At 62.8% G+C, this 24346-nt stretch carries 25 protein-coding genes and 1 tRNA gene; 13 read left to right on the top strand and 13 right to left on the bottom strand.

What is annotated here, in order from left to right; all coding sequences use genetic code 11:
* Positions 1 to 33: 33 nt before the first annotated feature.
* Positions 34 to 1272, top strand: coding sequence for a urate hydroxylase PuuD (locus ACP15W_RS08800; protein WP_424932502.1), 1239 nt, complete (start codon positions 34 to 36; stop codon positions 1270 to 1272).
* A 151-nt stretch (positions 1273 to 1423) separates the two neighbouring features.
* Positions 1424 to 2635, top strand: coding sequence for a cation:proton antiporter (locus ACP15W_RS08795; protein ID WP_424932501.1), 1212 nt, complete (start codon positions 1424 to 1426; stop codon positions 2633 to 2635).
* 344 nt (positions 2636 to 2979) lie between these two features.
* Here the strand turns inward: ACP15W_RS08795 and ACP15W_RS08790 are convergent, their stop codons facing one another.
* The 4 genes from ACP15W_RS08790 to ACP15W_RS08775 all read right to left on the bottom strand — a co-directional run bounded on the left by ACP15W_RS08790 (position 2980) and on the right by ACP15W_RS08775 (position 5068).
* Positions 2980 to 3480 carry a hypothetical protein gene (locus ACP15W_RS08790; RefSeq protein ID WP_424932500.1) on the bottom strand — a complete coding sequence of 167 codons (501 nt, stop codon included), beginning with the start codon at positions 3478 to 3480 and terminating at the stop codon, positions 2980 to 2982.
* Between the two features lie 426 nt (positions 3481 to 3906).
* Positions 3907 to 3983 (bottom strand) — tRNA-Pro (locus ACP15W_RS08785).
* An 87-nt stretch (positions 3984 to 4070) separates the two neighbouring features.
* The gene (locus ACP15W_RS08780) at positions 4071 to 4553 is read right to left on the bottom strand and encodes a DUF192 domain-containing protein (RefSeq protein WP_424932499.1); all 483 of its coding nucleotides are present in this window, start codon (positions 4551 to 4553) and stop codon (positions 4071 to 4073) included.
* Entirely contained in the window at positions 4550 to 5068 is a 519-nt protein-coding gene (locus ACP15W_RS08775) for a cold-shock protein (protein ID WP_424932868.1), read from the bottom strand. Before ACP15W_RS08775 ends, ACP15W_RS08780 begins: the two co-directional genes overlap by 4 nt.
* A 429-nt stretch (positions 5069 to 5497) precedes the next feature.
* Between ACP15W_RS08775 and ACP15W_RS08770 the strand changes: the two genes are divergently transcribed.
* The 3 genes from ACP15W_RS08770 (at position 5498) to ACP15W_RS08760 (ending at position 8284) form a co-directional block, all read left to right on the top strand.
* Positions 5498 to 6121, top strand: coding sequence for a TetR/AcrR family transcriptional regulator (locus ACP15W_RS08770; protein WP_424932498.1), 624 nt, complete (start codon positions 5498 to 5500; stop codon positions 6119 to 6121).
* Positions 6122 to 6236: 115 nt separating this feature from the next.
* Complete coding sequence (locus ACP15W_RS08765) at positions 6237 to 7337, top strand: alkene reductase (protein WP_424932497.1); 1101 nt, start codon at positions 6237 to 6239, stop codon at positions 7335 to 7337.
* A 668-nt stretch (positions 7338 to 8005) separates the two neighbouring features.
* Complete coding sequence (locus ACP15W_RS08760) at positions 8006 to 8284, top strand: hypothetical protein (RefSeq protein WP_424932496.1); 279 nt, start codon at positions 8006 to 8008, stop codon at positions 8282 to 8284.
* Positions 8285 to 8737: 453 nt separating this feature from the next.
* Here ACP15W_RS08760 and ACP15W_RS08755 read toward each other — a convergent pair whose 3' ends face one another.
* Positions 8738 to 9253: a hypothetical protein gene (locus ACP15W_RS08755; protein WP_424932495.1), complete on the bottom strand. Its 516-nt coding sequence runs from the start codon at positions 9251 to 9253 to the stop codon at positions 8738 to 8740.
* Positions 9254 to 9681: 428 nt separating this feature from the next.
* Positions 9682 to 10296, bottom strand: coding sequence for a pyridoxamine 5'-phosphate oxidase (pdxH, locus tag ACP15W_RS08750; protein ID WP_424932494.1), 615 nt, complete (start codon positions 10294 to 10296; stop codon positions 9682 to 9684).
* Between the two features lie 229 nt (positions 10297 to 10525).
* Here pdxH and ACP15W_RS08745 point away from each other — a divergent pair, with 229 nt between their 5' ends.
* Entirely contained in the window at positions 10526 to 11221 is a 696-nt protein-coding gene (locus ACP15W_RS08745) for an adenylate kinase (protein ID WP_424932493.1), read from the top strand.
* Here the strand turns inward: ACP15W_RS08745 and gpt are convergent.
* The 4 genes from gpt to ACP15W_RS08725 form a co-directional block, all read right to left on the bottom strand.
* Positions 11148 to 11651: a xanthine phosphoribosyltransferase gene (gene gpt, locus ACP15W_RS08740; RefSeq protein ID WP_424932492.1), complete on the bottom strand. Its 504-nt coding sequence runs from the start codon at positions 11649 to 11651 to the stop codon at positions 11148 to 11150. The two genes, ACP15W_RS08745 and gpt, sit on opposite strands and share 74 nt — an antisense overlap.
* A 144-nt stretch (positions 11652 to 11795) precedes the next feature.
* A complete protein-coding gene (locus ACP15W_RS08735) occupies positions 11796 to 11921 on the bottom strand; it encodes a hypothetical protein (protein WP_424932491.1) in 126 nt (41 codons plus the stop codon).
* 109 nt (positions 11922 to 12030) lie between these two features.
* A complete protein-coding gene (gene fabI, locus ACP15W_RS08730) occupies positions 12031 to 12855 on the bottom strand; it encodes an enoyl-ACP reductase FabI (RefSeq protein ID WP_424932490.1) in 825 nt (274 codons plus the stop codon).
* A gap of 86 nt (positions 12856 to 12941) precedes the next feature.
* Complete coding sequence (locus ACP15W_RS08725) at positions 12942 to 13898, bottom strand: endonuclease/exonuclease/phosphatase family protein (RefSeq protein ID WP_424932489.1); 957 nt, start codon at positions 13896 to 13898, stop codon at positions 12942 to 12944.
* Between the two features lie 347 nt (positions 13899 to 14245).
* On the opposite strand from ACP15W_RS08725, the gene ACP15W_RS08720 reads away from it, so the two are divergent.
* The 7 genes from ACP15W_RS08720 (at position 14246) to ACP15W_RS08690 (ending at position 20706) form a co-directional block, all read left to right on the top strand.
* Positions 14246 to 14908 (top strand): SDR family NAD(P)-dependent oxidoreductase, encoded by a 663-nt coding sequence (locus ACP15W_RS08720; RefSeq protein ID WP_424932488.1) that lies wholly within the window; start codon positions 14246 to 14248, stop codon positions 14906 to 14908.
* Entirely contained in the window at positions 14902 to 16434 is a 1533-nt protein-coding gene (locus ACP15W_RS08715; protein WP_424932487.1) for a cryptochrome/photolyase family protein, read from the top strand. The genes ACP15W_RS08720 and ACP15W_RS08715 overlap by 7 nt, the downstream gene beginning before the upstream one ends.
* Before the next feature lie 71 nt (positions 16435 to 16505).
* Positions 16506 to 18041, top strand: a complete 1536-nt coding sequence (locus ACP15W_RS08710) for a phospholipase D-like domain-containing protein (RefSeq protein WP_424932486.1) — start codon at positions 16506 to 16508, stop codon at positions 18039 to 18041.
* A gap of 1 nt (position 18042) precedes the next feature.
* Positions 18043 to 18792 (top strand): energy-coupling factor ABC transporter ATP-binding protein, encoded by a 750-nt coding sequence (locus ACP15W_RS08705; protein ID WP_424932485.1) that lies wholly within the window; start codon positions 18043 to 18045, stop codon positions 18790 to 18792.
* A complete protein-coding gene (locus ACP15W_RS08700; protein ID WP_424932484.1) occupies positions 18773 to 19372 on the top strand; it encodes an energy-coupling factor transporter transmembrane component T family protein in 600 nt (199 codons plus the stop codon). The genes ACP15W_RS08705 and ACP15W_RS08700 overlap by 20 nt, the downstream gene beginning before the upstream one ends.
* A gap of 122 nt (positions 19373 to 19494) precedes the next feature.
* Entirely contained in the window at positions 19495 to 20040 is a 546-nt protein-coding gene (locus tag ACP15W_RS08695) for a biotin transporter BioY (RefSeq protein ID WP_424932483.1), read from the top strand.
* Between the two features lie 3 nt (positions 20041 to 20043).
* Positions 20044 to 20706, top strand: coding sequence for a nitroreductase (locus ACP15W_RS08690; protein WP_424932482.1), 663 nt, complete (start codon positions 20044 to 20046; stop codon positions 20704 to 20706).
* Here ACP15W_RS08690 and ACP15W_RS08685 read toward each other — a convergent pair.
* The 3 genes from ACP15W_RS08685 to ACP15W_RS08675 are packed head-to-tail and all read right to left on the bottom strand — an operon-like array spanning position 20693 to position 24214.
* Entirely contained in the window at positions 20693 to 21826 is a 1134-nt protein-coding gene (locus tag ACP15W_RS08685) for an acetyl-CoA C-acyltransferase (RefSeq protein WP_424932481.1), read from the bottom strand. The two genes, ACP15W_RS08690 and ACP15W_RS08685, sit on opposite strands and share 14 nt — an antisense overlap.
* Positions 21823 to 23004, bottom strand: coding sequence for an AMP-binding protein (locus tag ACP15W_RS08680; protein ID WP_424932480.1), 1182 nt, complete (start codon positions 23002 to 23004; stop codon positions 21823 to 21825). Before ACP15W_RS08680 ends, ACP15W_RS08685 begins: the two co-directional genes overlap by 4 nt.
* A 25-nt stretch (positions 23005 to 23029) precedes the next feature.
* Positions 23030 to 24214 (bottom strand): aromatic amino acid transaminase, encoded by a 1185-nt coding sequence (locus tag ACP15W_RS08675; protein ID WP_424932479.1) that lies wholly within the window; start codon positions 24212 to 24214, stop codon positions 23030 to 23032.
* Positions 24215 to 24346: the final 132 nt, after the last annotated feature.

Below are 24346 nucleotides of genomic sequence, written 5' to 3'. Positions count from 1 at the left end.
ACTCGTTTCAGCCGCACATTTCGCGAGGGGAAAATGCTCGACGCCGCAATCATTTGGGATTGGATCGCCTTTGCCGTCCGCTGGACACATGTCATTACAGCCATCGCCTGGATCGGCTCGTCCTTCTACTTCATCGCCCTCGACCTCGGCCTGAAGAAAGCGCCGCACCTGCCGCCCGGCGCACATGGCGAGGAATGGCAGGTCCATGGCGGCGGCTTCTACCACATCCAGAAATACCTGGTGGCGCCCGAAACCATGCCGGAGCATCTCGTCTGGTTCAAATGGGAGAGCTATGCGACCTGGCTCTCCGGGGCCGCGCTGCTGATGGTGGTCTACTGGGCCGGGGCGGAACTCTTCCTCATCGACCCGGCCAAGGCCGACCTCTCGGTCATCGGCGCGATGCTGATTTCCGCGGCCTCGCTCACCATCGGCTGGCTGGTCTATGACCGGCTCTGCAAGAGCGCGCTGGGCGAGCAGCCCACGATGCTCATGCTGCTCCTCTTCGTTCTGCTGCTCGCCATGGGCTGGGGCTACAACGAGGTCTTCACCGGCCGCGCGGTGATGCTCCACCTGGGTGCCTTCACCGCCACGATCATGACCGCGAACGTGTTCTTCATCATCATGCCGAACCAGCGCATCGTGGTGGCCGACCTCAAGGCAGGCCGCACCCCCGATCCGAAATACGGCAAGATCGCCAAGCTGCGCTCGACCCACAACAACTACCTGACCCTGCCGGTCATCTTCCTGATGCTGTCGAACCACTACCCGCTGGCCTTCGCCAACGACAACAACTGGCTGATCGCGGGGCTCGTCTTCCTCATGGGCGTCACGATCCGCCACTACTTCAACTCCATGCACGCGCGAAAAGGCGAGCCGCGCTGGACATGGATCGCCACCGCCCTGCTCTTCATCGCGGTGATGTGGCTTTCGACCCGGCCGATGTACACCCAGGAGCAGATCGACGCGGCCTATGAGGTCGAGCTCTCCGACAGCCAGCTCGAGATGGCTTCCGCGCCCGGCTTCGAGGCGGCGCGCGATGCCGTGCTCGGCCGATGCTCCATGTGCCATTCCCGCGAACCGTTCTACGAGGGCATCTACTGGCCACCGCGCGGGCTGGTGCTCGAAACCGAACACGACATCATCGCCGCCGCAAGGCAGGTCTACATCCAGGCCGGCGTCACCCACGCCATGCCACCTGCGAACATCACCTACATGGAACAGGCCGAGCGCGACGCGATCGTGTCCTGGTATCGCGCCGCGCGGGAAGGGTAGGGGGCCCGCGCGAAACGGGCAGCGGAGAGGCCGCTTTTCCCCGGCAGGCTTTCCCATTACTGTGAAACCATAGCGATCGTCAGACCATTTTTTCGAGCGGCAGCGGGCCCGCGCCGCCCATGCATCACGATACTCGATAGTCCGGGGAAACATGGAACATTATCTCGCCTATATCGCGCTCGCGATGCTGCTCTACTGCATGTTCTCCGCCCGGTTCAGCGCACTGGGGCTGACCATGCCGATGGTGTTCCTGAGCCTCGGAGTGGTCTTCGGCCTCGGCGGCGCGGCCCTCGACCTCGATGCCGCCACCACCTTCCATCATCTCGCGGAGGTGACGCTCGCCCTCCTGCTCTTCGCGGATGCCACCACGCTTCGCCGCGAAGCGCTACAAATGATTGGCCAGCGCACGCGGCGGATGCTCTTCCTCGGCCTGCCCGTGGCCATCATCCTCGGCGCGCTCGTGAACCTGCTCTTCCTGCCCCAGTGGCCGCTCTGGGAGGCCTTCCTGCTCGCGGCTCTTCTGGCCCCCACCGATGCCGCCCTCGGCCAGTCGATCCAGTCCAACGACCAGATCCCCCAGACCTATCGCGACGCCATGAACGCCGAAAGCGGGCTGAATGACGGCCTCGCGCTGCCCTTCGTCATCTTTTTCGCCAGCCTCTCGGTCGGGGAGGCGGATGTCGAGGTCGGCACCGGCACGCTGCTATCGCTCGTGGCAAGCCAGATCGGCATCGGGGCGGCGGTCGGCGCGCTGGGCGGCTTTGCCATCGGAAAGCTGCGCAACCACGTCCTGAAGCGCCACCTGATGGACACGAGCCTCGGTCAGGTCGCCACGCTCATCCTCGTGGGTTTCATCTTCTTCGCCGCCGAACATGCGGGCGGCAATTCCTTCGTCGCGGTCTTCATCTCCGGCATCGCCTTCGCCAATGCCGCGGGCGGCTCGGTGAAACACGCCCGCCATTTCCTTGAGGGCGACGGCCAGTTCCTCGCCATGCTCAGCTTCTTCTTCATCGGTGCGCTCTTCGTGCCCGAAGCCTTGGCCTATCTCACGCCCGCGATGCTCATGGTGGTCATCGTGTCGCTCGTCGTCGTGCGGCCCGCGGCGATCTGGATCTCGCTCCTCGGCACGCCCACGGCGCGAAACGAACGCCTGTTCTATGGCTGGTTCGGCCCGCGCGGGCTCGCCACAGCACTCTTCGCCGTCTTCGTGGCGATGGATTTCGAAGGCGTCAGCGAGATTCACGGCATTCTCGCGGTGGCCATCACCGCCGTGCTGATCTCCGCCTTCGTCCACGGGATCACGGCGAAATATGCCTCGGAGATTTTCGGCTTCGGGGCAGAGCCAACCGCTGGGAAGGAATAGGCAACACCGCCTGGATCTGCATGAAAACCCTGCATCGACAATGCGCCAGCCCATCGTGCCGAAGGCACGTCGCCTTGGTTTGTCGCGCCTCCGGCTTGTCTCGTACGATTGTATCCTCGCACATTGACCGCTGCCGTTTGCGCGGTCGGGCCGGCGTCGGACCGGGGGGTGGCGCGAAGCCGCCTGTTTGACGCGGTTTATGGTGACAATACTGCCTGGATCCGCATGAAAGCCCTACATCGACGATGCGCCAGCCCGTCCGGTCGGGCCGGCGCAGGCACGGCGCCTCCGGCTTGTTCCGTGCCGTTATCTCCCAGCGTCAAAACGGTGCTCGGCATTGTCAGTCACAGTTGAGTTTCGCGTAGCCGTTCAGTTCGCTCAGTCCAGAACATGTGGAATAGATAGCCAGAGACGTTCTCCCGGCTGGGTTCCGACCCCGAGTCTTCGATCGAGTACATTGCTTCAAGCACGAGCGGTTCGTGCTGTTCGTTCTTGAGCAAGCCCAATGTATAAGAGACGACGACCATCCCACGCTCTTTCGCGGCTTCGAAATCCGGTTCGTTAGTTTGGTTCAGTCTTGCTACTTCCGTAGCAATTCTCTCGCCGTTCGCATTCGACAAAGCGGTGAATGTATCTGCGAGAATCTGAGCAGTTTCCGTGTTTGAAAGCCGGTTTCCGCCTTGAATTTTGATGAAGATGAGGATTTGGCCGAATAGGTAGCCCAATACGGCTCTGTCATCCCAAAATGCGCGGTCGATTCCGCCGACCATCTGCGCAGCCGCGATGTTTGGGCGCACGGCTTCAATAACCCGTTGAGTGACGGCTTTTCGCTTAAAACCAAACATTTTGAACCCCTCAGTTGTAATCCGGTTTGGGGTGCCGGACGCAAAATAGATGATAAACTCTCAGCAGATTAAGGGGCTCGCAGGAAGAGTAAAGATGGCTTCAACCTTACTGCAGAGCATCTAGCTGATTTTTGTGTTTGTCGTAGAAAGCCTTACACGTTTCGGGATTCACGAGCGCGATCTTCGCAACTCCCTTAGAGGTGCAAAGACAGCGTGAATGAATCACTTCGTCTATCGGGCGATCTGCTTCGCCGAACGGCACGGCCTGTGCGCTGCAGAAGATGTTGTCTGAATTCCCTGTAATCCGTCGTCACTTTGTGGCAGTCGCGCCGACAATGCGGGCCATACGCGATGCGTCCTCCGCTGACTGACGCCTGCGGTCAATCGGACCCGATACCCGATGAAACCTGTATCAATGTCAGATGATGGTCGGGGCGGCGAGATTCGAACTCACGACCTACGGTACCCAAAACCGTCGCGCTACCAGGCTGCGCCACGCCCCGACGGCCTCCGATTATCCTGATGTGCGGCCCATGAAAAGAGCGAAAGCGAAGCCCGTGCGTTCTTCCGGCCTCAATCTTTCGCGGTTCTCATCCGCAAGGCCAGGCCGCGCGCTCCTGATCGATGGCGGGGCTGCGCAATTCCGCGCCCTCCTCGATCCCGAAGGTCTCCGCCAGCCCGCCGTTGATCTCCAGCACGTAGCGGATGTCGCTGCCGCCGGGGATCGGCGTTTCGTCGAGCGGCACCGCGTTCTCGTGGATATGCGCGAGCGTGCCGGTTTCGTCGAAGAACAGCATGTCGAGCGAAATGAGCGTGTTACGCATCCAGAAGGAAACCGGCTGCGCCTCCGGATAGACGAAGAGCATGCCCGCCATCCGCGGCATCTCCTCCACGTGCATCAACCCCTGGGAGCGCTCTGCGGCATCATCGGCCACCTCGACCCGGAACCGCAGCACCGAATCGGCGTCGCGCAGATCGAGCTGACCCGGCGCGCACTCTGCGGCTAGACCCGCACCGGCGGCCAGCCAGCCTGCGAGCAGCGTCGCACCCGCGGCGAAGATGTGGTGTTTCATTCCGAATGAACGGGCGCGTTCAGCCGCGCGACGTAGTCCCAGCTGCGCACCTCGTAGACCATCGGCCCGCGCGGCCCCTGCGTCACCCGCACGGCCAGAACGTCGCCGGCCACGACTTCGCCATAACCGTATTGCCGCAGCGTCTCCATGTGCAGAAAGACGTCCTCGGGCTTCGCGAAGACGTTGACGAACCCGAAGCCCTTCACCCGGTCGAACCACTTCACCCGCGCGGGTTCGAGTGGCCCGGACCCGCCGGCGGGCAGATCGGGAATGATGCCCTCGGGGGCTTCCGTGCGAACCTTGTCCGGGACGACCTCGACGACTTCAACCGCCTGCCGACCCCGATCCGTGACCTGGACCCGCAGAACGATATCGGCGCCTTCCGCCACGGATGTGAAGCCATAGGCTCTGAGCACGTTGCCATGCAGCAGAATATCGCCCTCATCATCGCCCGTGACGACAAACCCGTAACCCTTCGTCGTATCGAACCATTTTACCTTGCCACGGACAACCATCACCGGACTTCATTCCACAGGGCCAACCTGAAAAAATAGGTTGGCGCAATCCAAACACTTCTCACTCGCACGGCGCGGCGAATGCGCCATCCACCCTCTTTGACCGTAACAATTCTTGCTATTAACGCAACAGACATTAATCGGTAAGGGCTATTGCTGCGACTGCGAGCGATTTTCGCCTCTCTGAGAAGTTTAGCCGCCGAAGATTTTCGGCACACTTGTAGATAATTCCCGCCGGAAACATGACCATGCCGAGTATCAAGCACGGTCGGCGGAAATCCGCTCAGGGCAGCGGGGCCACACGGAACGCCGCACCAGCGCAAGGGGGGCACGGCTCAATTCCGGCCCCCACGCCCGGGGAATGGCACACTTCCGGGACTCGTGGTAGAAGACCTTGAATTCCGGACCGGATGTTCCGATTTTAGACCCATGAAACGCATCGCCACACCGCCCGAGAAGACATCGCAGCCCGGACCGGGGCGCCCACGGGGATTCGTGCGGGAGGAGGCGCTCGCCGCCGCCCTCGACGTGTTCTGGCGGCAGGGCTACGAGGCGACCTCGCTCGACGATCTCACCGAGGCCATGGGCATCAGCCGGTCGAGCTTCTACGCCTGCTTCGGATCGAAGCGCGGCGTGCTTCTCGCCGCCCTCGAGGCCTATTCCACCGCCGCACAGGAACGGCTCAGCGCACTCTCGGAGGAAACCCCCGGCGCGGCGCTGCCCGTCATGCTCGAGTCCATCGCGATCCCCAAGGAGAGCGCGAATGGCTGCATGCTGGTGAACTGCATCACCGAACTCGCCCCACACGATCCGGACGTGACCGAGATGGGGCGCAAACACCTCGAAGCGCTGGAGGAGGTCTTCGCCCGGGCACTCTCGCCCGACGATCCCGCCGCCTCGGCCGATACCGCCCGTGCGCTCGTGTCGCTCGCCATCGGCACGCTGACGCTCGGCAAGTCGGGCCTCCCGCCGGAGCGGATCCGCGCGAGCCTCGACCGGGCGACCTCCCTGCTTCTGCCCGCCCAAACCGAGGCCGCCAGCCTCGCGGAGTGAGCTCCGAGACGGCCGGATGCAAAAGAAAATCCGGCCGGCCTCTTCCCTGTCCACCTGACCGCCCCTATTTCTGGACTGAACGATCCAGAAACAAGATGCGACACAGGAGACCTCCATGACGCTTCCCCGCCTCTTCACGCCCACGAGCCTCGGCAGCCTCGAACTGGCAAACCGCATCGTGATGGCGCCGCTCACCCGCAACCGGGCCCGCGCCGAAGACGATGCGCCCTACGAGATCCACGCCCGCTACTATGCCCAGCGCGCCTCCGCCGGCCTCATCGTGACCGAAGGCAGCCAGATCACGCCGGAAGCCAAGGGCTATGCCTGGACGCCGGGGATCCACAGCGAGGCCCAGATCGAAGGATGGAAGGCCGTCACCGATGCGGTCCACGCACGGGGCGGCAAGATCGTCATCCAGCTCTGGCATGTGGGCCGCATCTCGCACACATCGCTCCTGCCGAATGGCCAGGCGCCGGTCGCCCCGACTGCCATCACCGCAGAGAGCCGCACCTATGACGGCAACGGCTTCGTGCCGGTTTCCCAGCCGCGCGCTCTGGAAACCTCCGAGATCCCGCGCCTGATCGAGGACTATCGTCAGGCGACCCGCAATGCCCGCGCAGCCGGGTTCGATGGCGTCGAGATCCACGCCGCCAATGGCTACCTGATCGACCAGTTCCTCAAGGATGGGGCCAACCAGCGCACCGACGCCTATGGCGGTTCGGTCGAAAACCGCGTCCGTCTCCTCGATGAGGTCGTGGCGGCCGTGAGCGAAACCTGGGAGCCGGGCCGCGTCGGCGTGCGCCTTTCGCCGTTCTCCAACGCCAACGGCATCACCGACAGCGATCCCGTCGCAACCTTCACCGCCGCGGTGGACAAGCTCAATGCCTACGGTCTCGCCTTCCTCCATCTCGTCGAGGGGCAGACGGGCGGCCCGCGCGAATGGCCCGAAGGCGGCCTCGAGGCGCTGCGGGCGCGCTTCAACGGCAGCTATATCGCCAACAACGGCTACGACCGGCAGGCGGCGATCGATGCGGTCGAGACCGGAAAGGCCGATCTCGTGGCCTTCGGGAAAGCCTTCATCGCCAACCCCGATCTCGTCGAGCGTCTCCGGCAGGACACACCTCTGAACACGCCTGACAGCGACACCTTCTATGGTGGCACCGAAAAGGGCTATACCGATTATCCCACCCTCGAAGAGACGGCCTCCGCCGCCTGATCTTTCGAGCCTGGGGACGGGCGCGCTGCCCCCGCGGCGCGCCCTTTTTCATGTCTGTTGCTCGTGAGGCAGTGCCAGCGGCGGACCGGGGGGGTGGCGCAACACCGCCTGTTCGACGCAGGTTATGGTGGCGACACTGCCTAGATCGGGTCGTTGCTCCCGCATCGACGATGCCCCAGCCCGTCCGGTCGGGCCGTCGCAGGTACGGCGCCTCCGGCTTGTTCCGTGCCCTGGTCAATCAGCACCAATGGCGAGACGGGACGATAGCGGCAGTTGGCTACGAGGCGCGGAACGTCGCCGTTCTTGAGGCCGTGCCAGCGGCGGGCCGTGGGTTGGCGCAACACCGCCTGTTCGGCGCAGTTTATGGTGACGACACTGCCTAGATCGGGTTGTTGCCCCTGCATCGACGATGCGCCAGCCCGTCCGGGCGGGCCGTCGCAGGCACGGCGCCTTCGGCTTGTTCCGTGCCATTGGTTCCCAGCACCAATGGCTTAGAGGGCGAGCCGCTGAGATTGGGGTGCCAAGGCCAGACAGTCGCACTATTGGATGTCCTTTCCCACGGGCGGCAGTGACGGCAAAAGGAGCAATCTTCTCGCAACAAGTCATACGACGCGCTTGGAGGTGGTCGTTCATTTGCTCCCATGTGCAAGGACGAGGTGACACGCTTCATGCTTCTGCACGTAGCTCAGAGCAATCTTGCAAAATTCGACTGCGTTAAGGTTCGCCCCATTCTCGACAAGCGTGCTGGCTCCGAGATTCAAAAGGATCGCTGTCGCGTCAGCCGCGTTCGCGTCTATCGCGTGATGCAACGGGGTGCGACCGTCCGCGTCTCGGTGATCCAGGCCAGCTCCGAATCGATATGCGAGGGCTATGGCATCCGGGTTCTTGCTGTTTCCAACCGCAGCATGAACCGCGTTGAATTGTCGCCCATACTCGTAGCTCTCTAGAATGCCGATGGGCAGGGCGAGCGCAAAGCTCTCCAACGCAAGAAAATCGAAAGAATGGAAAGCTCGCGCTATTTCAAAATCGTCAGCAAGGCATCGGGAGGCAAGTGATTGACCTGCCATCGCGGATAAGCACAGGGCCGCTATTCCGCATGATCTCGCGACTGATGCCTTGCGAGTGGCAGGTCCGTATCTGCATTGCAAAGCGATACCTCACCGGCGGGAATGGCTTCTGATCCATTCAAGGGTATGTTGCGGAAGTTGCCGCCATGTAAACTCTGATCTTTGTGCGACCGCGCATCTGGACGACCGTTGTACGCAAAACGGCGGGCGGAAGGTTTTTCACCTTCGACACCCGCCGCTCATGGGCTGCGACGCTACTCGTTACGCCAATACGCTACTCGTCACACAAACTCGTCAAAACACACGCATCGCGCCGTCATTCTGTTGCCTGAATCAGGCGTTCTCGCCTTCGGCCTTCTCTTCAGCCTTCTCGGCGGTCTCTTCAGCCGCCTCGACGGCTTTTTCCGGCGCCTTGGCAGCGGATTTCGCACGCGACGTTGTCTTCTTCGCGGCGGTCTTCACTTCGGCTTCGGCGGTTTCCTTCGCGGTTTCGCCAGCCTGCGAAAGCAGCTCGGCGGTCTGCTCGCGGACATCGCCAAGAACCTTGCCGTAAGCTTCGGCAGTGTCGCGCGTCAGGTTCATCTGGCCCTGCACGAAGTTCACGAATGCCTGGCCGTATTCGGATGCGTCATCATGCACCTTGGTCAGCTCGCGCAGGCGCGAAAGGCTTTCCTGCGTGGTGTTCGCGGTGATCTCGTTGGTGCGGCTTGCGGTGTCGATTGCGATACCGGCAAAACGCTCGTTGAAGGCAGCCATGGACTTGAAGGCGTTCATGGTTGCGTCCTTGTCGATCGGGAAGCTTTCAGGCAGCTTCGAGATGAAGGTATTCAAGCTCTGTTCGGTAGCCATTGGGTAGCTCCTCCTTACTGGGTTAATCGTTGTCGACTGCCCCTAACTTGACCCCGCATGATCGTATTTCAACTGTTTTTGCTGCATCGCAGCAAAAAAAATCTGACGATGCCTCTCGAAGCCGGTGATGGGGGACTGTCGTTTCGCCGGGGCGCCCACTCGCGGCCTGGAACCAGGCCGAAGCACGCGGGACGACAACTGCCTGACATTGCCATCCAAACCGCCGGTCGGGTTACCAGCTAGGGCTTTGACGCGCGCGGTCCAGAGGCCGAAGCGGCAACAGAACGGGGCGGGGCAGATTTTTTTCTGCATGAAATGCATATGGAATGCATATCATTGTCACATGCCGGATTCGCGCCCCCGGCGCCGGTCCGGGGAGGCCGATTCGCGGCAGATCGTCATGTCCCGATCAAGGCGCCCGAGGGGCCTCAGGGGCTCAGACGTTCGACATTCCATTGCGATGCAGCATCACTGCGGGTCCACCGAAACCGGTCGTGCAGCCTGTGTGCCCCGTCCGCCCAGAACTCGATTTCGACCGGCGTGATTCGATACCCGCCCCAGAAGGGGGGGCGGTCCGGATTCAGCCCCTTTGCAGCGGTGATGCGCGCCACTTCCGCCATCAACGCGCCCCGCGACGAAAGCGGCTGCGACTGTTGCGAGGCCCAGGCACCGAGCCGGCTCTTGAGGCTGCGGGAGCGGTAGTATTCGTCCGCTTTCGGGCCGTCCTCCCGTTCCACGAGGCCGCGCGCGCGGATCTGGCGGCGCAGGCTTTTCCAATGGATCACAAAGCCCGCCTTGCCGCTGGCCTCGATCTCCTCTGCCTTCCGGCTTTCGTAATTCGTATAGAAAACAAAGGCCGACGGCTCGATTTCCTTGAGCAGAACCATGCGCACATTCGGCAGGCCGTCAGGGTCGGCGGTTGCCAGAGCCATGGCGTTCGGATCATTGATCTCGCTCTTCTCCGCCTCGGCGAGCCACGCCCTGGCAATCGCAAAGGGATCGTCCCCCGCAAAGATGCCGCTTCTGTCCGCGTTCTCGCCCATGTCCGTTCCCTCGCTTGGCCCAACGGTCTATTTGGCTCCCTCCCACACCAAGGGCAAGCCCGACGCCGGGTGTCGCGTTCTTCCCGCCATCCTGGCGGTCTGGTGCGCGGGATTTTTGCCCGGCTTTCCTGTCGGGCAATGCCGATAGACGTTAAGGAAAGGTGAGCGCTGGCTCAAAAGTTTCACAAACCGTCTTTCGCAACCGCATCATACGCCGTATATTTGCGTTATGACTCAATGTCGGATTCATCTTACGGGTGCTGCAGGTGCCGGAGTCACAACCCTCGGCCAGGCTCTGGCCGAGACCTTTTCCATCCCGCACCACGACACCGACGATTACTACTGGCTACCCACTGACCCGCCGTTCCGGGAAAAACGTTCGATCCCGGACAGGCTGAGGCTGATGGAAGAAATGTTCCTGCCCCGACCCACCTGGGTGTTGAGCGGGGCTCTGGAAAGCTGGGGAAACGGGCTTGCCGACAGGTTCGATCTCGTCGTCTTCGTACGCACCGAGACCACCTTGCGGTTGAGGCGTCTGCGGCGTCGCGAGGCGCTTCGCCATGGACTTGGCGAAGAGCGTGGCACATGGAAAATCCCCCGCGGTGCCGAGGCATTTCTTCGCTGGGCCGCGGAATATGACACCGGTGGGCTGTCGCTGCGAAGCCTGCAGCGCCACCTCATCTGGCTTGATCAACTGCATTGCCCGGTGATCACCGTGAACGGGGCTCTGCCGGTCGAAGCGTCCGTCGCGGAGGTCAAGGATGCCTTGCAACGGATGGCGGACGCGCGGGGCAAGGCCAGGCGAGCCGCAGCCGAAACATTCACGCCGGGCCTTGACGGGAACGGCGCGTTCAGTTGCCCCGATACGGGCGCACGTATTGAAGCGCCATGTCCCACGGAAAGAAGATCCACGTGTCCTGGCTGACTTCCGTGATGAAGGTATCGACCATCTCGCGGCCTTGCGGCTTGGCATAGACTGTCGCGAAATGGGCGTTCGGATAGAGTTGCCGAACCAGTTCGAGCGTCTTTCCGGTGTCCACGAGATCGTCGATGATCAGGACACCCTTGCCCCCGTCCGACATGACATCCGCGTCGGGTGATTTCAGAACCTTAGCGGATGCCTGTTCCTGCCAGTCGTAAGATTTCACCGAGATCGTATCGACCTTGCGGATGTCCAATTCGCGGGCAACGATCATGGCGGGGGCCATGCCGCCACGCGTGATCGCGACGATAGAGCGCCAAGCGCCGTCATCCGGTCCGCGCTTGTCAAGCCGCCAGGCCAGCGCGCGGCTGTCCCGGTGAATCTGGTCCCAAGAGACGTGGAAGCCCTTTTCATGGGGAAGACGATCATTCATGGCGCAGTTTTTCTTCTGATATGGCTGCGGCGGACCATACAGTCATGAGCCGCAGTCGTCCACATGCCCGGAAGCTCAGGCGGACCGCTGAATGAATGCGGGAGGCCCGATGGCCAGTTCCCGCGTTGCAAAGCTGCCGATACTTCAGCCGGGGATTCCGTCGAGCGCGATGAATGTGATCCGCCCAAATCCGTAGGAGCGGAACGTGAGCGCGATCATCGCGATCGCGATGCTCCGCCTCCGCTCCACCAGACTTCCGGTTGCGATCACGGCTTTTGACCGGATCAGATCCGCGCGCGAGCCTTACGAGAGTGTTGGGCTCCGGTTCGGGGTCGCGTTCTCCCGAGAGTTTCGGCAGCATTTCGGCATGCCGCCGGGCTCACGCGCCCTTGCGTCCCGAAACCACATCGATATCGGGTGCGTCTTCAGCCTTCATGCCAACGACGTGATAGCCGGCATCCACGTGATGCGTTTCGCCCGTCACGCCCGAGGAAAGATCTGAGAGCAGATAGAGCGCGGACTTGCCGACGTCCTCCTGCGTCACGTTGCGCCGCAGGGGCGCGTTCAGCTCGTTCCACTTCATGATGTAGCGGAAATCGCCGATGCCGGACGCAGCCAAGGTCTTGATCGGCCCGGCGGAAAGTGCGTTCACCCGGATGTTCCGCGGCCCGAGATCCATCGCCATGTATTTGACCGAAACCTCGAGTGCGGCCTTGGCAACGCCCATGACGTTGTAATGCGGCATGACCTTTTCCGCACCGTAATAGGTAAGCGTAAGGCAGGAACCGCCGTCGTTCATCATCGGCAGCGCTCGCTGCACGGCCGCGGTGAAGGAATAGACCGAGATCTGCATCGTGCGGCCGAAATTCGCGGCCGTTGTGTTTTCCGTATAGGAGCCGCGCAGCTCCGACTTGTCCGAGAAGCCGATGGCATGGACGAGGAAATCCAGCTTGCCCCATTTCTCGGAGAGTTCGGCGAAGACTGCATCCATCGACGCGTCATCTGTCACATCGCACGGGAGCACCAATGAGGAGTCGACCGACTGAGCAAGCGGCTGAACGCGCTTTCCAAGTGCCTCGCCCTGATAGGTGAAGGCGAGTTCCGCGCCCTGTTCGTGACAGGCCTTGGCAATGCCCCAGGCAATCGACTTGTCGTTCGCCACGCCCATGATCAGGCCGCGCTTGCCCGACATCAATCCCGCCATTGCCACCACTCCTGACCGTGTTCAATTGGTCAGCATCATTTACGCGAAGGTGTGGAACCTTTCAAGAAATGAGCGTCGTGCGATGCTTACTGCGTTGCCGCCGCCACACCATCATCGGCTTCCGCCTCCACGCCGGGCACATGAATGTCCGCATAGAGCCCGTAGTGGTTGGAGCCCGCGTTTTCCTCGATCCGATGTGTCGCGATGATTTCGAGCGCCGGTCTGGTAAGAATATGATCGATCGCGATCCCCCAGCGGCCTGCCTTGATCGGCCAGCTCGCCGGTTCGAAGGGGCCAGTGCGCAGGTCGAGCATTTCGGGAATGCGGCGGATCGAAGGCTGCATGAGCGAAGCGTTGAAGTCGCCGGTCAGAATGAGGTTTCCCTCGTATCGGTTCAGGTGGCGAATGACCTCCCAGATCTCGCTGCGCTGGATGTCATCGTAATAAGGCTTTGTCAGATGCGCGCTGGTGATACGGATCGGAACGCCCTTGTAGACGAGATCCGCCATCAGGAGCCGTTTCTGGCTCAAACGGCTGAGCGTAAGCGCCTTGCGGTTCTCCAGGGGATATTTCGACAGAATGAGTGAATCGCAGCCCCGATCCAACTCCCCGCACCCCACGCGGTAGGGATATGTCTGTGACAATTCAGGCAATTCCAGAAGCAGCGCGTTGGCCTCCAGAATAACCGCCACATCAGGGTCGATGTCACGTATGATCGAGACAAGTCGTGGCCCCTGCCGATTGTCCCCGAGCACGTTGAAGGACATGACGCGCATGTTCGGAGTGGTGGATGCACTCGCCCCGAAGCTTGGCCAAGGCGAGAAGGCCCGTGCTTCATACCAGGCGAACACGGTGGAGCCGATTCCAACCGCGACGATCAGATAGGCCACGTAATTGCGCCGATAGACAATGATTGCGGCGATCCCGCACAGGATGCCGACCACACCGATGTGTATCCGGAAGCTGTATATGAAGCTCAACAGCCAGATGTTCAGCGTATCCGCCATCAGTCCGACCGTCACCAGGCCGGCTGCACCCACCATGATACATGTGCTGAGAAGAAGCCGAAACAATTTGAAATCCAACACCACCAGGGAACTACTCCTGACCTTAGTATACAGGTCTTTCGCAACTGCGAAAATCGCCCATCCGTGTCTGTTGCCGCATGCGTTGCTCAAAAAACAGTGTGTCGGGTCGGCTTGCCCACGCGGGACTTCCTAGAATACCGCCTGGCCTTTGGCCCCACATGCCGCAAGGCAGAGGACAAAAGCGAGTCTGTTTTGCGATTCAGGATGAATCTCGCTCAATCCGCGGATCGGCGCAGACACTGGACGAAGTGGCAATTCGGACCACCATCTGAGGGTGGGAAGCCCGGAGGACAGTGATCAAGATGCGCGCACTCATTATCGGATCGACGGGGGCCATCGGCTCGGCTCTCACGGAATGCCTCCGCTCCGGCGGCTGGGAGGTGACGTCGCTTTCGCGTTCCGGTGACGGGCTGGATGTTACCGATGAGGCTTCCATTGCAGCGGCAGCCGGCAGGTTGAGCGGTGAGTTCGACCTAATCTTCGATGCGACCGGTGCGCTCGAGATCGACGGAAACGGTCCCGAAAAGGCGCTTGCGCAGATCGAATCGCAGGCAATGGCGGCGCAATTCGCGCTGAATGCCATCGGTCCGGCGCTCCTGCTCAAGCATCTTCATCCATTCTTGCCGCGCGATCGGCGGGCGGTCTTCGCAACCCTGTCCGCGCGGGTTGGGTCGATCGGAGACAATCGCCTGGGTGGCTGGATCAGCTACCGCGCCTCGAAGGCGGCACTCAATCAGGTCGTTCGCACTGCCTCCATCGAGATTGCCCGCAAATGGCCCGAGGCGATCGTGGTCGCGCTCCACCCCGGAACGGTGAAATCCGAACTGACCCAGGCCTATCTGGGGCGCCACCCGGCCGTGACGCCCGAGGAGGCCGCGGGCAACCTTGTCTCGGTGATGGATGGCCTCACACCCGAAAACACCGGGGGCTTCTTTGCCTGGGACGGAAAGGTTGTCTCGTGGTAGCGCCAAGGCTCGTCCTCGTGCTGGGCGACCAGCTCTCGCCCGGTCTCTCGGCATTGAGGGCTGCGGACAAGGACAGGGACGTCATCGTCATGGCCGAGGTGCGCGACGAGGCAAGCTACGTGGGCCACCACAAGAAGAAGATTGCTTTCATATTCTCGGCCATGCGCCATTTTGCGCAGGATCTGGAAGCGGACGGCTGGCGCGTCGCCTATTCCCGCTATGACGATCCGGAGACTTCGAGATCGATCTGCGGCGAGCTGATGCGGCGCCATTCGGAGTTCGAGGCGAATGGTGTCCTTGCAACGGAATGCGGCGAATGGCGGCTGCGGCAGGCTTTGGAGGCTTGCCCCCTCGCATTTGACATCCTGCCCGATGACCGGTTCATCGCCAGCACCAAGGAGTTCCACGCGTGGGCCGAGGGACGCAAATCGCTCCGCATGGAGTATTTCTATCGCGAGATGCGCCGCAAGACGGGTATCCTGATGGATGGGGAGGATCCCGAGGGCGGCAAGTGGAACTACGATTCCGAGAACCGTAAGCCCGCCAAGCAGGATCTTTTCATGCCGAGCCCGATGCGGCACGAACCCGACGCGATCACCGAAGAGGTGCTCGACCTTGTCGAACGCGAATTTCCCGACAACCTTGGTCATCTGCGCCCGTTCTGGTTCGCAACTGACGCCATCGCCGCCAAGCGCGCCGCCTCGAAATTCATGCGCGAAGCACTGCCATCCTTCGGCGACTACCAGGACGCGATGCTAACGGGCGAGCGATTCCTTTATCACTCGGTGCTCTCGGTCTATCTCAACGCGGGACTGCTAGATCCGCTCGATCTCTGCAAGCGGGCCGAAGACGCATATCGCGACGGAAACGCTCCCCTCAATGCAGTTGAGGGTTACATCCGACAGATCCTCGGCTGGCGGGAATTCGTGCGTGGCATCTACGACATGGAAGGTCCGGACTACACCTCCCGCAACCACCTTGGTGCCACACGCGACCTGCCGGGCTTCTATTGGGATGCCGAAACCGACATGACTTGCCTGCGAGAGGCCGTGACGCAGACCATGGAGGAGGCCTACGCCCATCACATTCAGCGCCTGATGGTCACGGGCAATTTTGCGCTGATCATGGGCGCAGAGCCGGTCCAGGTCCATCAATGGTATCTCGAGGTCTACGCTGATGCCTATGAATGGGTCGAGGCGCCCAACACGCTCGGCATGACCCAGTTCGCCGATGGCGGCCTGCTCGGCTCGAAGCCCTATGCCTCCTCGGGCAAGTATATCGACCGCATGTCGGATTACTGCGGCACCTGCGCCTATGACGTGAAGAAGCGCTCCGAGGAGAATGCCTGCCCGTTTAATTCGCTCTACTGGGACTTTCTCGACCGCAACCGTGAGAAACTCGAGGGCAATCCACGCATGGCCCAGATGTATCGCACCTGGGATCGGATGAAGGACGAAAGCAGGGAGGCAACCCGCGGCCGCGCGGCGCAACTTATGCAAAAGCTCGAGCAGGGCGAACGCGTCTGATCGGCCGGCCCCGAGATCAGGTCAAAACTCCAACTCGCCTGTCAGGTAAAAAGGCAGTATCACTCCCGTCCATGAGTGATTGTCTGCGTCTCCTTCGGATCTGCCTCCCGCCGCTTGCGCTGTGCGCCTGCACCTACGTGCCCTTCGATGCCCCGCGCCCCGAGGCGAAACCAGTATCCTCGATGGCTGCCTCGCGGTCACTTGCGCGGATCGAGGCGGCCATCGACCTGCCGCAGGGCCAGTCCGGGTTCATACCGTTGACGGATGGCAATGACGCGCTGGGCGCGCGGCTCTCGATGATCGAACGGGCGGAAGGCAGGATCGATCTGCAATCCTTTCTCATCAAGCCCGACAAGGCCGGCAGTCTCGTCTCGCTCGCGCTGATGGAGGCCGCCGACCGCGGCGTCACCGTGCGGCTCCTTTTCGATGACGTCTTCACCAAGGCGAATGACCGGCAGCTTGCGTTGCTCGCCAGCCATCCGGGGATCGACGTCCGGCTCTTCAATCCGCTGTCCCGCCGCAGCCCGACCGTAGTGAATTACGCACTCGATTTCGGGCGCGTGAACCGGAGGATGCACAACAAGGCCTTCGTGGTGGACGATGGATTGGCCATCGTCGGGGGGCGCAACATTGCCGACGAATACTATCAGATCGACACGGAGAGCGAGTTCGCGGATTTCGATCTCTTTGTCGTCGGTCCGGTGGTCGAAGAGATTTCTGACGCTTTCGAGACGTTCTGGTCCGACGAATGGTCTGTTCCGATCGAGGCGCTGCGCCGAGAGGAGCCTGCCATCGATGTCGTTGCCGTCGAGGCCGGTCTGCAGGCGCAGGCGGATACGGCCGCCGCCGGGATCTACGAACGTGCCGTCGGTTCGGCCTATCTGGCGGATGTGAGAGCGGGGCGCGTTCCGCTGCAAACCGGTTACGCACAGGTCGTGACCGATACGCCTGTCAAATTGCGCGAGACCGTAGCGGACGGGACGCGGCCCCTGGCCGAAACGTTAATGGGCCAGATCGCCGGGGCCGAAACCCAGGTGACTATACTTACGCCGTATTTCGTGCCGGAGGATTGGGGTGCCGACCTGCTGTCCGGACTGCCCGCCAATGGCGTTCGGGTACGGATCGTGACCAATTCACTGGCTGCGACCAACCACCCTTATGTTCATGCTGGCTACATGCGCCATCGCAAGCGGTTGCTGGCGGCAGGGGTGGAACTCTATGAAATCCGTGCCGATGCACCCCAGGCGCTGGGAGATCTCCCGCCCGAGAGCAAGGCGCGTCTGACGATGCACACCAAGCTGGCAGTGATCGACGATACACCCTCGGTGGTTACGTCGTTCAATTTCGACCCGCGCTCGGTCAAGCTCAATACCGAATTCGGCCTTTTCATAGCGAGCCGGAGCATCGCTAATGGCTTTTTGCGCGGGATCGACGAGGATCTTCCGAAATATACCTACCAGCTCTCGCTTGATCCGGAAGGCGATATTCTCTGGACTTACGCCAATGACGGCGTGACCGAAACCTACCGCGACGAACCCGGCGCCAGCGCAAGCCGGAAGGCAATTGCCGGGATCACCCGACTCCTGCCCGTGGAGGGGCAACTCTGAGATGCGGGACCAGCCCTCGGAGCCCGTCGCCACCCGCGCGGCGCAGCTCTCCATCGACAATGTTTCGCTCAGGAAGGGCGAGCGACAGATCTTCTCCGATTTTTCGCTACAGCTTGCAGAGCCGCGTGTCGGGCTGATCGGGCGCAACGGATCGGGGAAGTCCCTGCTCTCGCGGCTCGCTGCCGGTCTCATCCAACCGGATTCCGGGGCGGTCCGGGTCGAAGGCGTCGACGTGGCGCAGGATCGCCGCGCCGCAATTCGAACGGTGGGCATCCTTTTCCAGAACCCGGATCATCAGATCATCTTCCCGACCGTCGAGGAGGAAATTGCCTTCGGGCTTGCGCAGCAGGGACGGTCCAGGCGGGAAGCGCGCGCTGCTGCGACCCGAATTCTCGCGCGGTTCGGGCGGTCCGAATGGGCAGAGCGCCCGATCCAGACGCTGTCGCAGGGCCAACGTCACCTCGTCTGCCTGCTTTCGGTCGCCGCCATGGAGCCGCGCCTCATCATTCTTGACGAACCCTTTGCCGGGCTCGATGCGCCGACGACCCAACGTCTGACACGCTATCTCGCCGGCCTCGAACAATCCGTTCTCCACGTGACCCACGACCTTGCCGCGCTCGATGGGTATGACCGTATCATCTGGCTCGAAGCGGGCCGCGTGGTCGCGGACGGGATGCCGGGCGACGTGCTGCCCGAATACCGCCGGGAGATGGCGCAGCTGGGAGGGCTCGATGATTTCACTGACCTCTGACGTTCCGTCCATTTATCAGCGCTGGCCTGCGTCCGCGAAGATGCTGGTGCTTTGCTTGGTCACGCTGATCTTGGGACTTGCCGGAAGTCTCGTTGCAAGTCTCTCGGCCTGCGCCAGCCTGCTCGCTCTCTATCTCGTTCCCGGCCCGCGATTCCTGCGCCAAGGTTTGCGAATGCTGCGTCCGCTCTGGATCTTCGTTGCAGTGGTCATGCTATGGCACATCGTCAGCGGAGCAATCGCTCAGGGTGTCGAGATATCTGCCCGGCTGGTGACCTGTGTGGGCCTTGCGAACCTCGTGACCATGACCACCCGGCTCGACGACATGCTCGCCGTGACGGAACGGCTTCTCGGGCCGCTTCGGCGGTTCGGACTTGAGACCCACCGGCTGGGACTGGCGGTCGCCCTCGTCATCCGGTTCACGCCGGTCCTCGCCGAAAAGGGCGGGCGCCTCGTGGAAGCCTGGCGCGCCCGATCCGCCCGGCGCCCCGGCTGGAGGATCGTGGGACCCTTCGCGCTTCTGGCCATCGACGATGCCGAACATGTTTCCGAGGCGCTTCGGGCACGGGGCGGGTCTGGCTGAGAATCCGGGCCGCGCGGTATGTTGCTGGCCGAAGCATGTCCGGCGCGAGGCACTTCTCCCATGTTGCGCCCGCGCGCGGAATCGTATGAAAAGCGGATCAGACGCAACGCGGGGGCCGGGCCATGGAACGCAATCTTTCCTTCATCGCACTTTTCGCGGCACTCATCGCCGCACTTGGGCTCATTCCGAAGATCGACCTCGCCTTCGGTGTGCCGATCACTGCGCAAAGCCTGGGTGTGATGCTCTGCGGCACGGTACTCGGTGCGCGGCGCGGCTTTCTCGCGGTTTGCCTCTTCCTGTTCCTCGTCGCCCTCGGCCTGCCGCTTCTGGCAGGCGGACGCGGTGGCCTCGGCGTCTTCGTGAGCCCCACCGCGGGCTACCTCGTGGGCTTCCCGCTTGCGGCGCTTGCAACCGGCCTTATCGTCGAACGGCTGCCCGCCCGTGGCCTTACTCTTGGAATGAGCCTCGCTGCCATTGTCGGCGGGATCGGCGTTATGCATCTCTGCGGTATCGTGGGCATGGCCGTCACCCTGCAGAAAAGCATCGGCGAAGCCTCTCTTCTCGCGCTGCCCTTTGTTCCCGGTGATCTTGTCAAGGCAATCGTTGCCGGGTTCATCACAGCCACGCTCCTGCGCGCCCGCCCCGATGCTGTCTTCTCGCGGGCCTGATCCATGGCTGCAGCGCGTCGCTCGATCCGGGCCTATCTCGATCGGCCCGTGCCGCGCGAAACCGTGGCGCGGATCCTGATCGCCGCGCGTGCCGCGCCCAGTGGCGCCAACCTGCAACCGGGCAAATTCCATGTCCTCACCGGGGCGCCGCTCGACGGATTGAAGGCGGCGCTGCAGGGGGCCATCGATGCGGGCCGCCCCATGGTTTCGGAGTATTCCTACTTTCCAAAGCCCATGCCGCCACATCTGAAAGCCCGCCAGAGAGAGGCAGGCTATGCGCTCTATGCGGCGCTCGGGATCGACAAGCGCGATCTCGCAAGCCGCAAGCGCCAATTCGAGCGCAACTACCAGTTCTTCGACGCGCCCGTCGCCATCGTCATCACCATTGAGAAGGGGATGGGCAAGGGCTGTTTCATGGATCTCGGCATGGCGATCCATGCGCTTCTGGCGGCGGCCGCAGAGGAGGGGCTGTCGACCTGCGGCATCGGCGCGTTGGCGAATTATGCCGACGTGGTGGTCGATCACTTGGATTTGCCGGAGGAAGAGATTGTGGTCTGCGGCATCGCGCTCGGCCATGCCGATCCGGACCATCCCGCCAATAGCGTCAGGACGAGCCGGATGCCGCTCGATGAATTCGCGACCTTCTCGGGCTTCAGCGATCCCTGATGAGTGCGAGCGCGGTGCCTAGCCCGCCCGCCGCAGCAATGGCGGCAATGCCTGTGCCGCCCCTTTTGCAAAGCTCGTGGTAGAGCCGAACCGCGAGTATTGCCCCGGACGCGCCCACGGGGTGACCGCGAGCCAGCGCACCTCCCCTGCGGTTCACAATGGCTGGGTCGATTCCTGATCCCTTCACGCATGCGATGGCCTGCACAGCATAGGCCTCCATGATTTCCGCCGCGCAAAGTGTCTCCGGTCGCAGGGCCTCTCTCTCGAGCACATGGCGAATGGCCGACACAGGCGCCAGACCGGGCAGGTCCGGATCGCCACCCAGAGAAGCCCATGTCCCAACCCGGATCGCAGGGCCGGGCGCGCTGCGTGCGATCCGCTCCGAGACGACCAGGCAGAATGCCGCACCATCTGCCGCCACCGCCGCATTGGCTGACGTGATCTCCCCGGCAATCGGCTTGGCGCGCCGGGCGAGGGCGGGAGTAAGCCGCCGTGCAAACGCATCCTGCTCCAGATCCGTGCCGGACACGCGGGCAATCTCTCGATAAGGACCTGTAGTCACTGCACGCGCTTGCGCGTCCAGCGCTTTGGCGTGGCTCTCCACGGCCCAGGCGTCCTGCTCGGCACGTGGGATCCCGAGTTTGCGTCCGAGCGCGTCGGCAGCCTCGTGCATGTCCGGATCGCGCTCCGGCCAGGGGGTAAAGGGCGCCTGATCGTAGGGACGCGGCGGGCCGCCGTCAGGGTCGGTAGCGAGCCGCAGCGGACGTCGCGAATAGCTTTCCGCCCCGCCCGCGAGCACGATTTCCGCCCGCCCGGTTTCGACCAGCATGGCCGCGAGCCCGACCGCATCCAGACCGCTGCAACACTGCCTGTCGAGTGTCAGTCCGCCCACCCGCTCGGGCAGCCCCGTGGCCAGCGCGGCCACACGTGCCGGATTGCCACCCGGCCCGATTCCGTTGCCGAGGATCAACTCCTCCACACTGTCGCTTGCAATCCCCGCATCCTCGAGACAGGCGCGGGCAGAGGCAGCGGCAAGCTCGTGCAGTGCCAGCCGCGAGAGCGCCCCACCGCGCGGAGCCACCGGTGTTCGTCTGGCGGCGATGATCCAGGCGCTGCTCACTTGCCGTCGCCATCCAGTCGGGCGCGCAGAGCAGCATAATCGGTCTTTCCGGACGCAAGTTGAGGCCAGTGGTCGATTGTTACGAGGCGCCGTGGCGCGACTGTTGCACCCAATGCCGCACGGGCCTGGCGCAGAATGACTTCAGGGTCCGCACACCCGCTGCACTGAAGCACGCCCGCGAGGATCTGTCCGCGCAACGGATCTGGCATGGCAACAACCCCGGCCTGCGCGACGCCGTCCAGCCCGAGCAGTACCTCTTCCACTGCATCGAGCGAGACGTTGCGATCCGACACAGTGACCATTCGTCCTGCCCGCGCGCCAATACGGAGATGTCCGCTCTCATCCAGCGCGCCAGTCTCGCCAATTGTGAGCCACGGCCCGTCACGTTTCGTATGGTCCGAGCCGCCCCGAGCGTAGCCGGTGAAGAGATAAGGACTTCTCACCCATATCTCCCCCGGACTGTCCGCTGCCTGCACTTGTCCGTCCGCACCGCGAATTTCCAGAACCACGCCGGCATAGGCGCGTCCTACCGATCCGTCCGGTGTATCCTTACTGGTAAGTGTGATGAAGCTCGTCTCCGCGGAGCCATAGAACTCGGTGATCTCCGCGCCGGGGAAAAGCTGCGAGGCCATCTCCCGCGTCGCCCTGTCGAACCGCCCGCCCCCCACGAGCAAATGGCGCAGGGAAGCGCAGGGCCGACCGCATGCCGCAAGCTGACGCACTTGGGTCGGAGTGGCCCAGAGGAGCGAAACGCGCTGCGCATCGAGCCGCGCAAGCTGGCGATCCGGGCGCATTCCGCCCACGACATGCAGATCAGCGCCAAGGCAGAGCGCCTCGACGGCGCCGTAGAGCGCCAGCGAGCTTTCGAGCCCACCCAGAACCCCGACCGAACTTCCCGGCCCGATCCCGAATCGCGCGCGATCAATTACGATGCTCGCGAGCCAGGAGGCCTGCGTCCGGCGGATCCGCTTGGGCGTTCCGCTGGTGCCGGATGTTTCACACTGGAAGGAGGGCAGGGTGCCCAAGGATGCGGGCGCGAGGATCTCGAGCCCATTCGGGGTCAGACAGAATTCGTCACCGCGCCCCGCGGCGGCGAAAAGCGCGGCAAGATCTCCTGCCGCGCTGTCTCCCGCGTCGTAGCTGTTTCCCCGGGCATCCACGAGCCGGGCGCCGGGCACCCAGCAGAAGCGTTCCCGGGAAAACTCAGATCCCGACGCTGACAATCGCCTTGGCAAGCTTGTCGAGCCCATCCGCCGGCAGACCCGCAATGTTGATCCGGCCAGTGCCGACCATGTAGATCCCGTGATCCTCGCGCAGTGCCTTAACCTTCTCGACCGTGCCGCCAAGCTGGGTGAACATGCCACGATGCACCGCGATATAGTCGAAGCGGTCGGAATTGGCTTCCCGGCGCAGCGCTTCCGCCAGCCCCTTGCGCAGGGACAGCATGTTGAGGCGCATCTCCTCGAGCTCGGCTTTCCACGCGGTGCGCAACTCGGTGTCATTGAGAATGATCGAAACCACCTTCGCCCCGTGATCCGGCGGGAAGGAGAAGTTCAGGCGGTTGAGGGAGCCCAGGTTGGCTTCCGCGAGCTTACCGGCTTCGGCATCCTTGCCGATCACCAGCGCAGCGCCGACGCGGTCGCGGTAAAGGCCGAAGTTCTTCGAGCAGCTTGCGCCGATCATCACCTCGGGCAGGCTGGCCGCCATGTGCCGCACGCCGGCTGCATCTTCCTCGAGGCCGTCGCCGAAGCCCTGATAGGCAATGTCGATCAGCGGAATGAGCCCCTGCGCCTCGCACTGCGCGGTGATCGCCTCCCACTGTTCGAGAGTCAGGTTTGCACCCGTCGGATTGTGGCAGCAACCGTGCAGGATCACCACATCGCCCGCGGCCGCGGCCTTCAGATCGTCGCACATCGCCTCGAAGCTCACCGCGCCTGCGGCCGCGTCATAGTAGCGGAAGGTCTTCGATGTGAGACCGACATGATTGATGATCTGCGGATGGTTCGGCCAGGTCGGATCGGAATGCCAGACAGTTGCATCGGGCGTAGCACGCTGGATCAGCTCGCAGAGCTGACGGATTGCCCCGGTGCCGCCCGGTGTCTGCGCTCCACCGATCCGAGCCGCATCGACCGCGTCACCGAGAATCAGGTCGCGCATGCCGTTGACGAAGCTCTTGTCACCGAGAACGCTCAGATAGCTTTTGGTGGATTGCTCCTCCCAGAGCGCCTTTTCGGCGATCTTCACCGCGCGCATCACCGGCGTGTTGCCGTCCGGGTCCTTGTAGACGCCAACGCCGAGATCGACCTTATCGGTGCGCGGATCCTCGGCGAACAGCGCGATGAGCTGGATGATCTTGTCGGGTGGGGGAGCCTTGAGCGCTTCGTACATTAGGGTCTCCAGAGGTCAGATTTCGATCAGGGATCGGTCGCGGGTGAGAATGCGGCGGGGGGGGGGGGGGGGGGGGGGGGGGCCAACACCCCCAAGGTGGACGGGGCGCCGGCCCGGGGGGGGGGGACCACA

Origin of the sequence: Amaricoccus macauensis, assembly GCF_049800915.1 — a bacterium.
GTDB classification, from domain to species: domain Bacteria; phylum Pseudomonadota; class Alphaproteobacteria; order Rhodobacterales; family Rhodobacteraceae; genus Amaricoccus; species Amaricoccus macauensis_A.
This window is presented reverse-complemented; position numbering and strand designations above follow the sequence as displayed.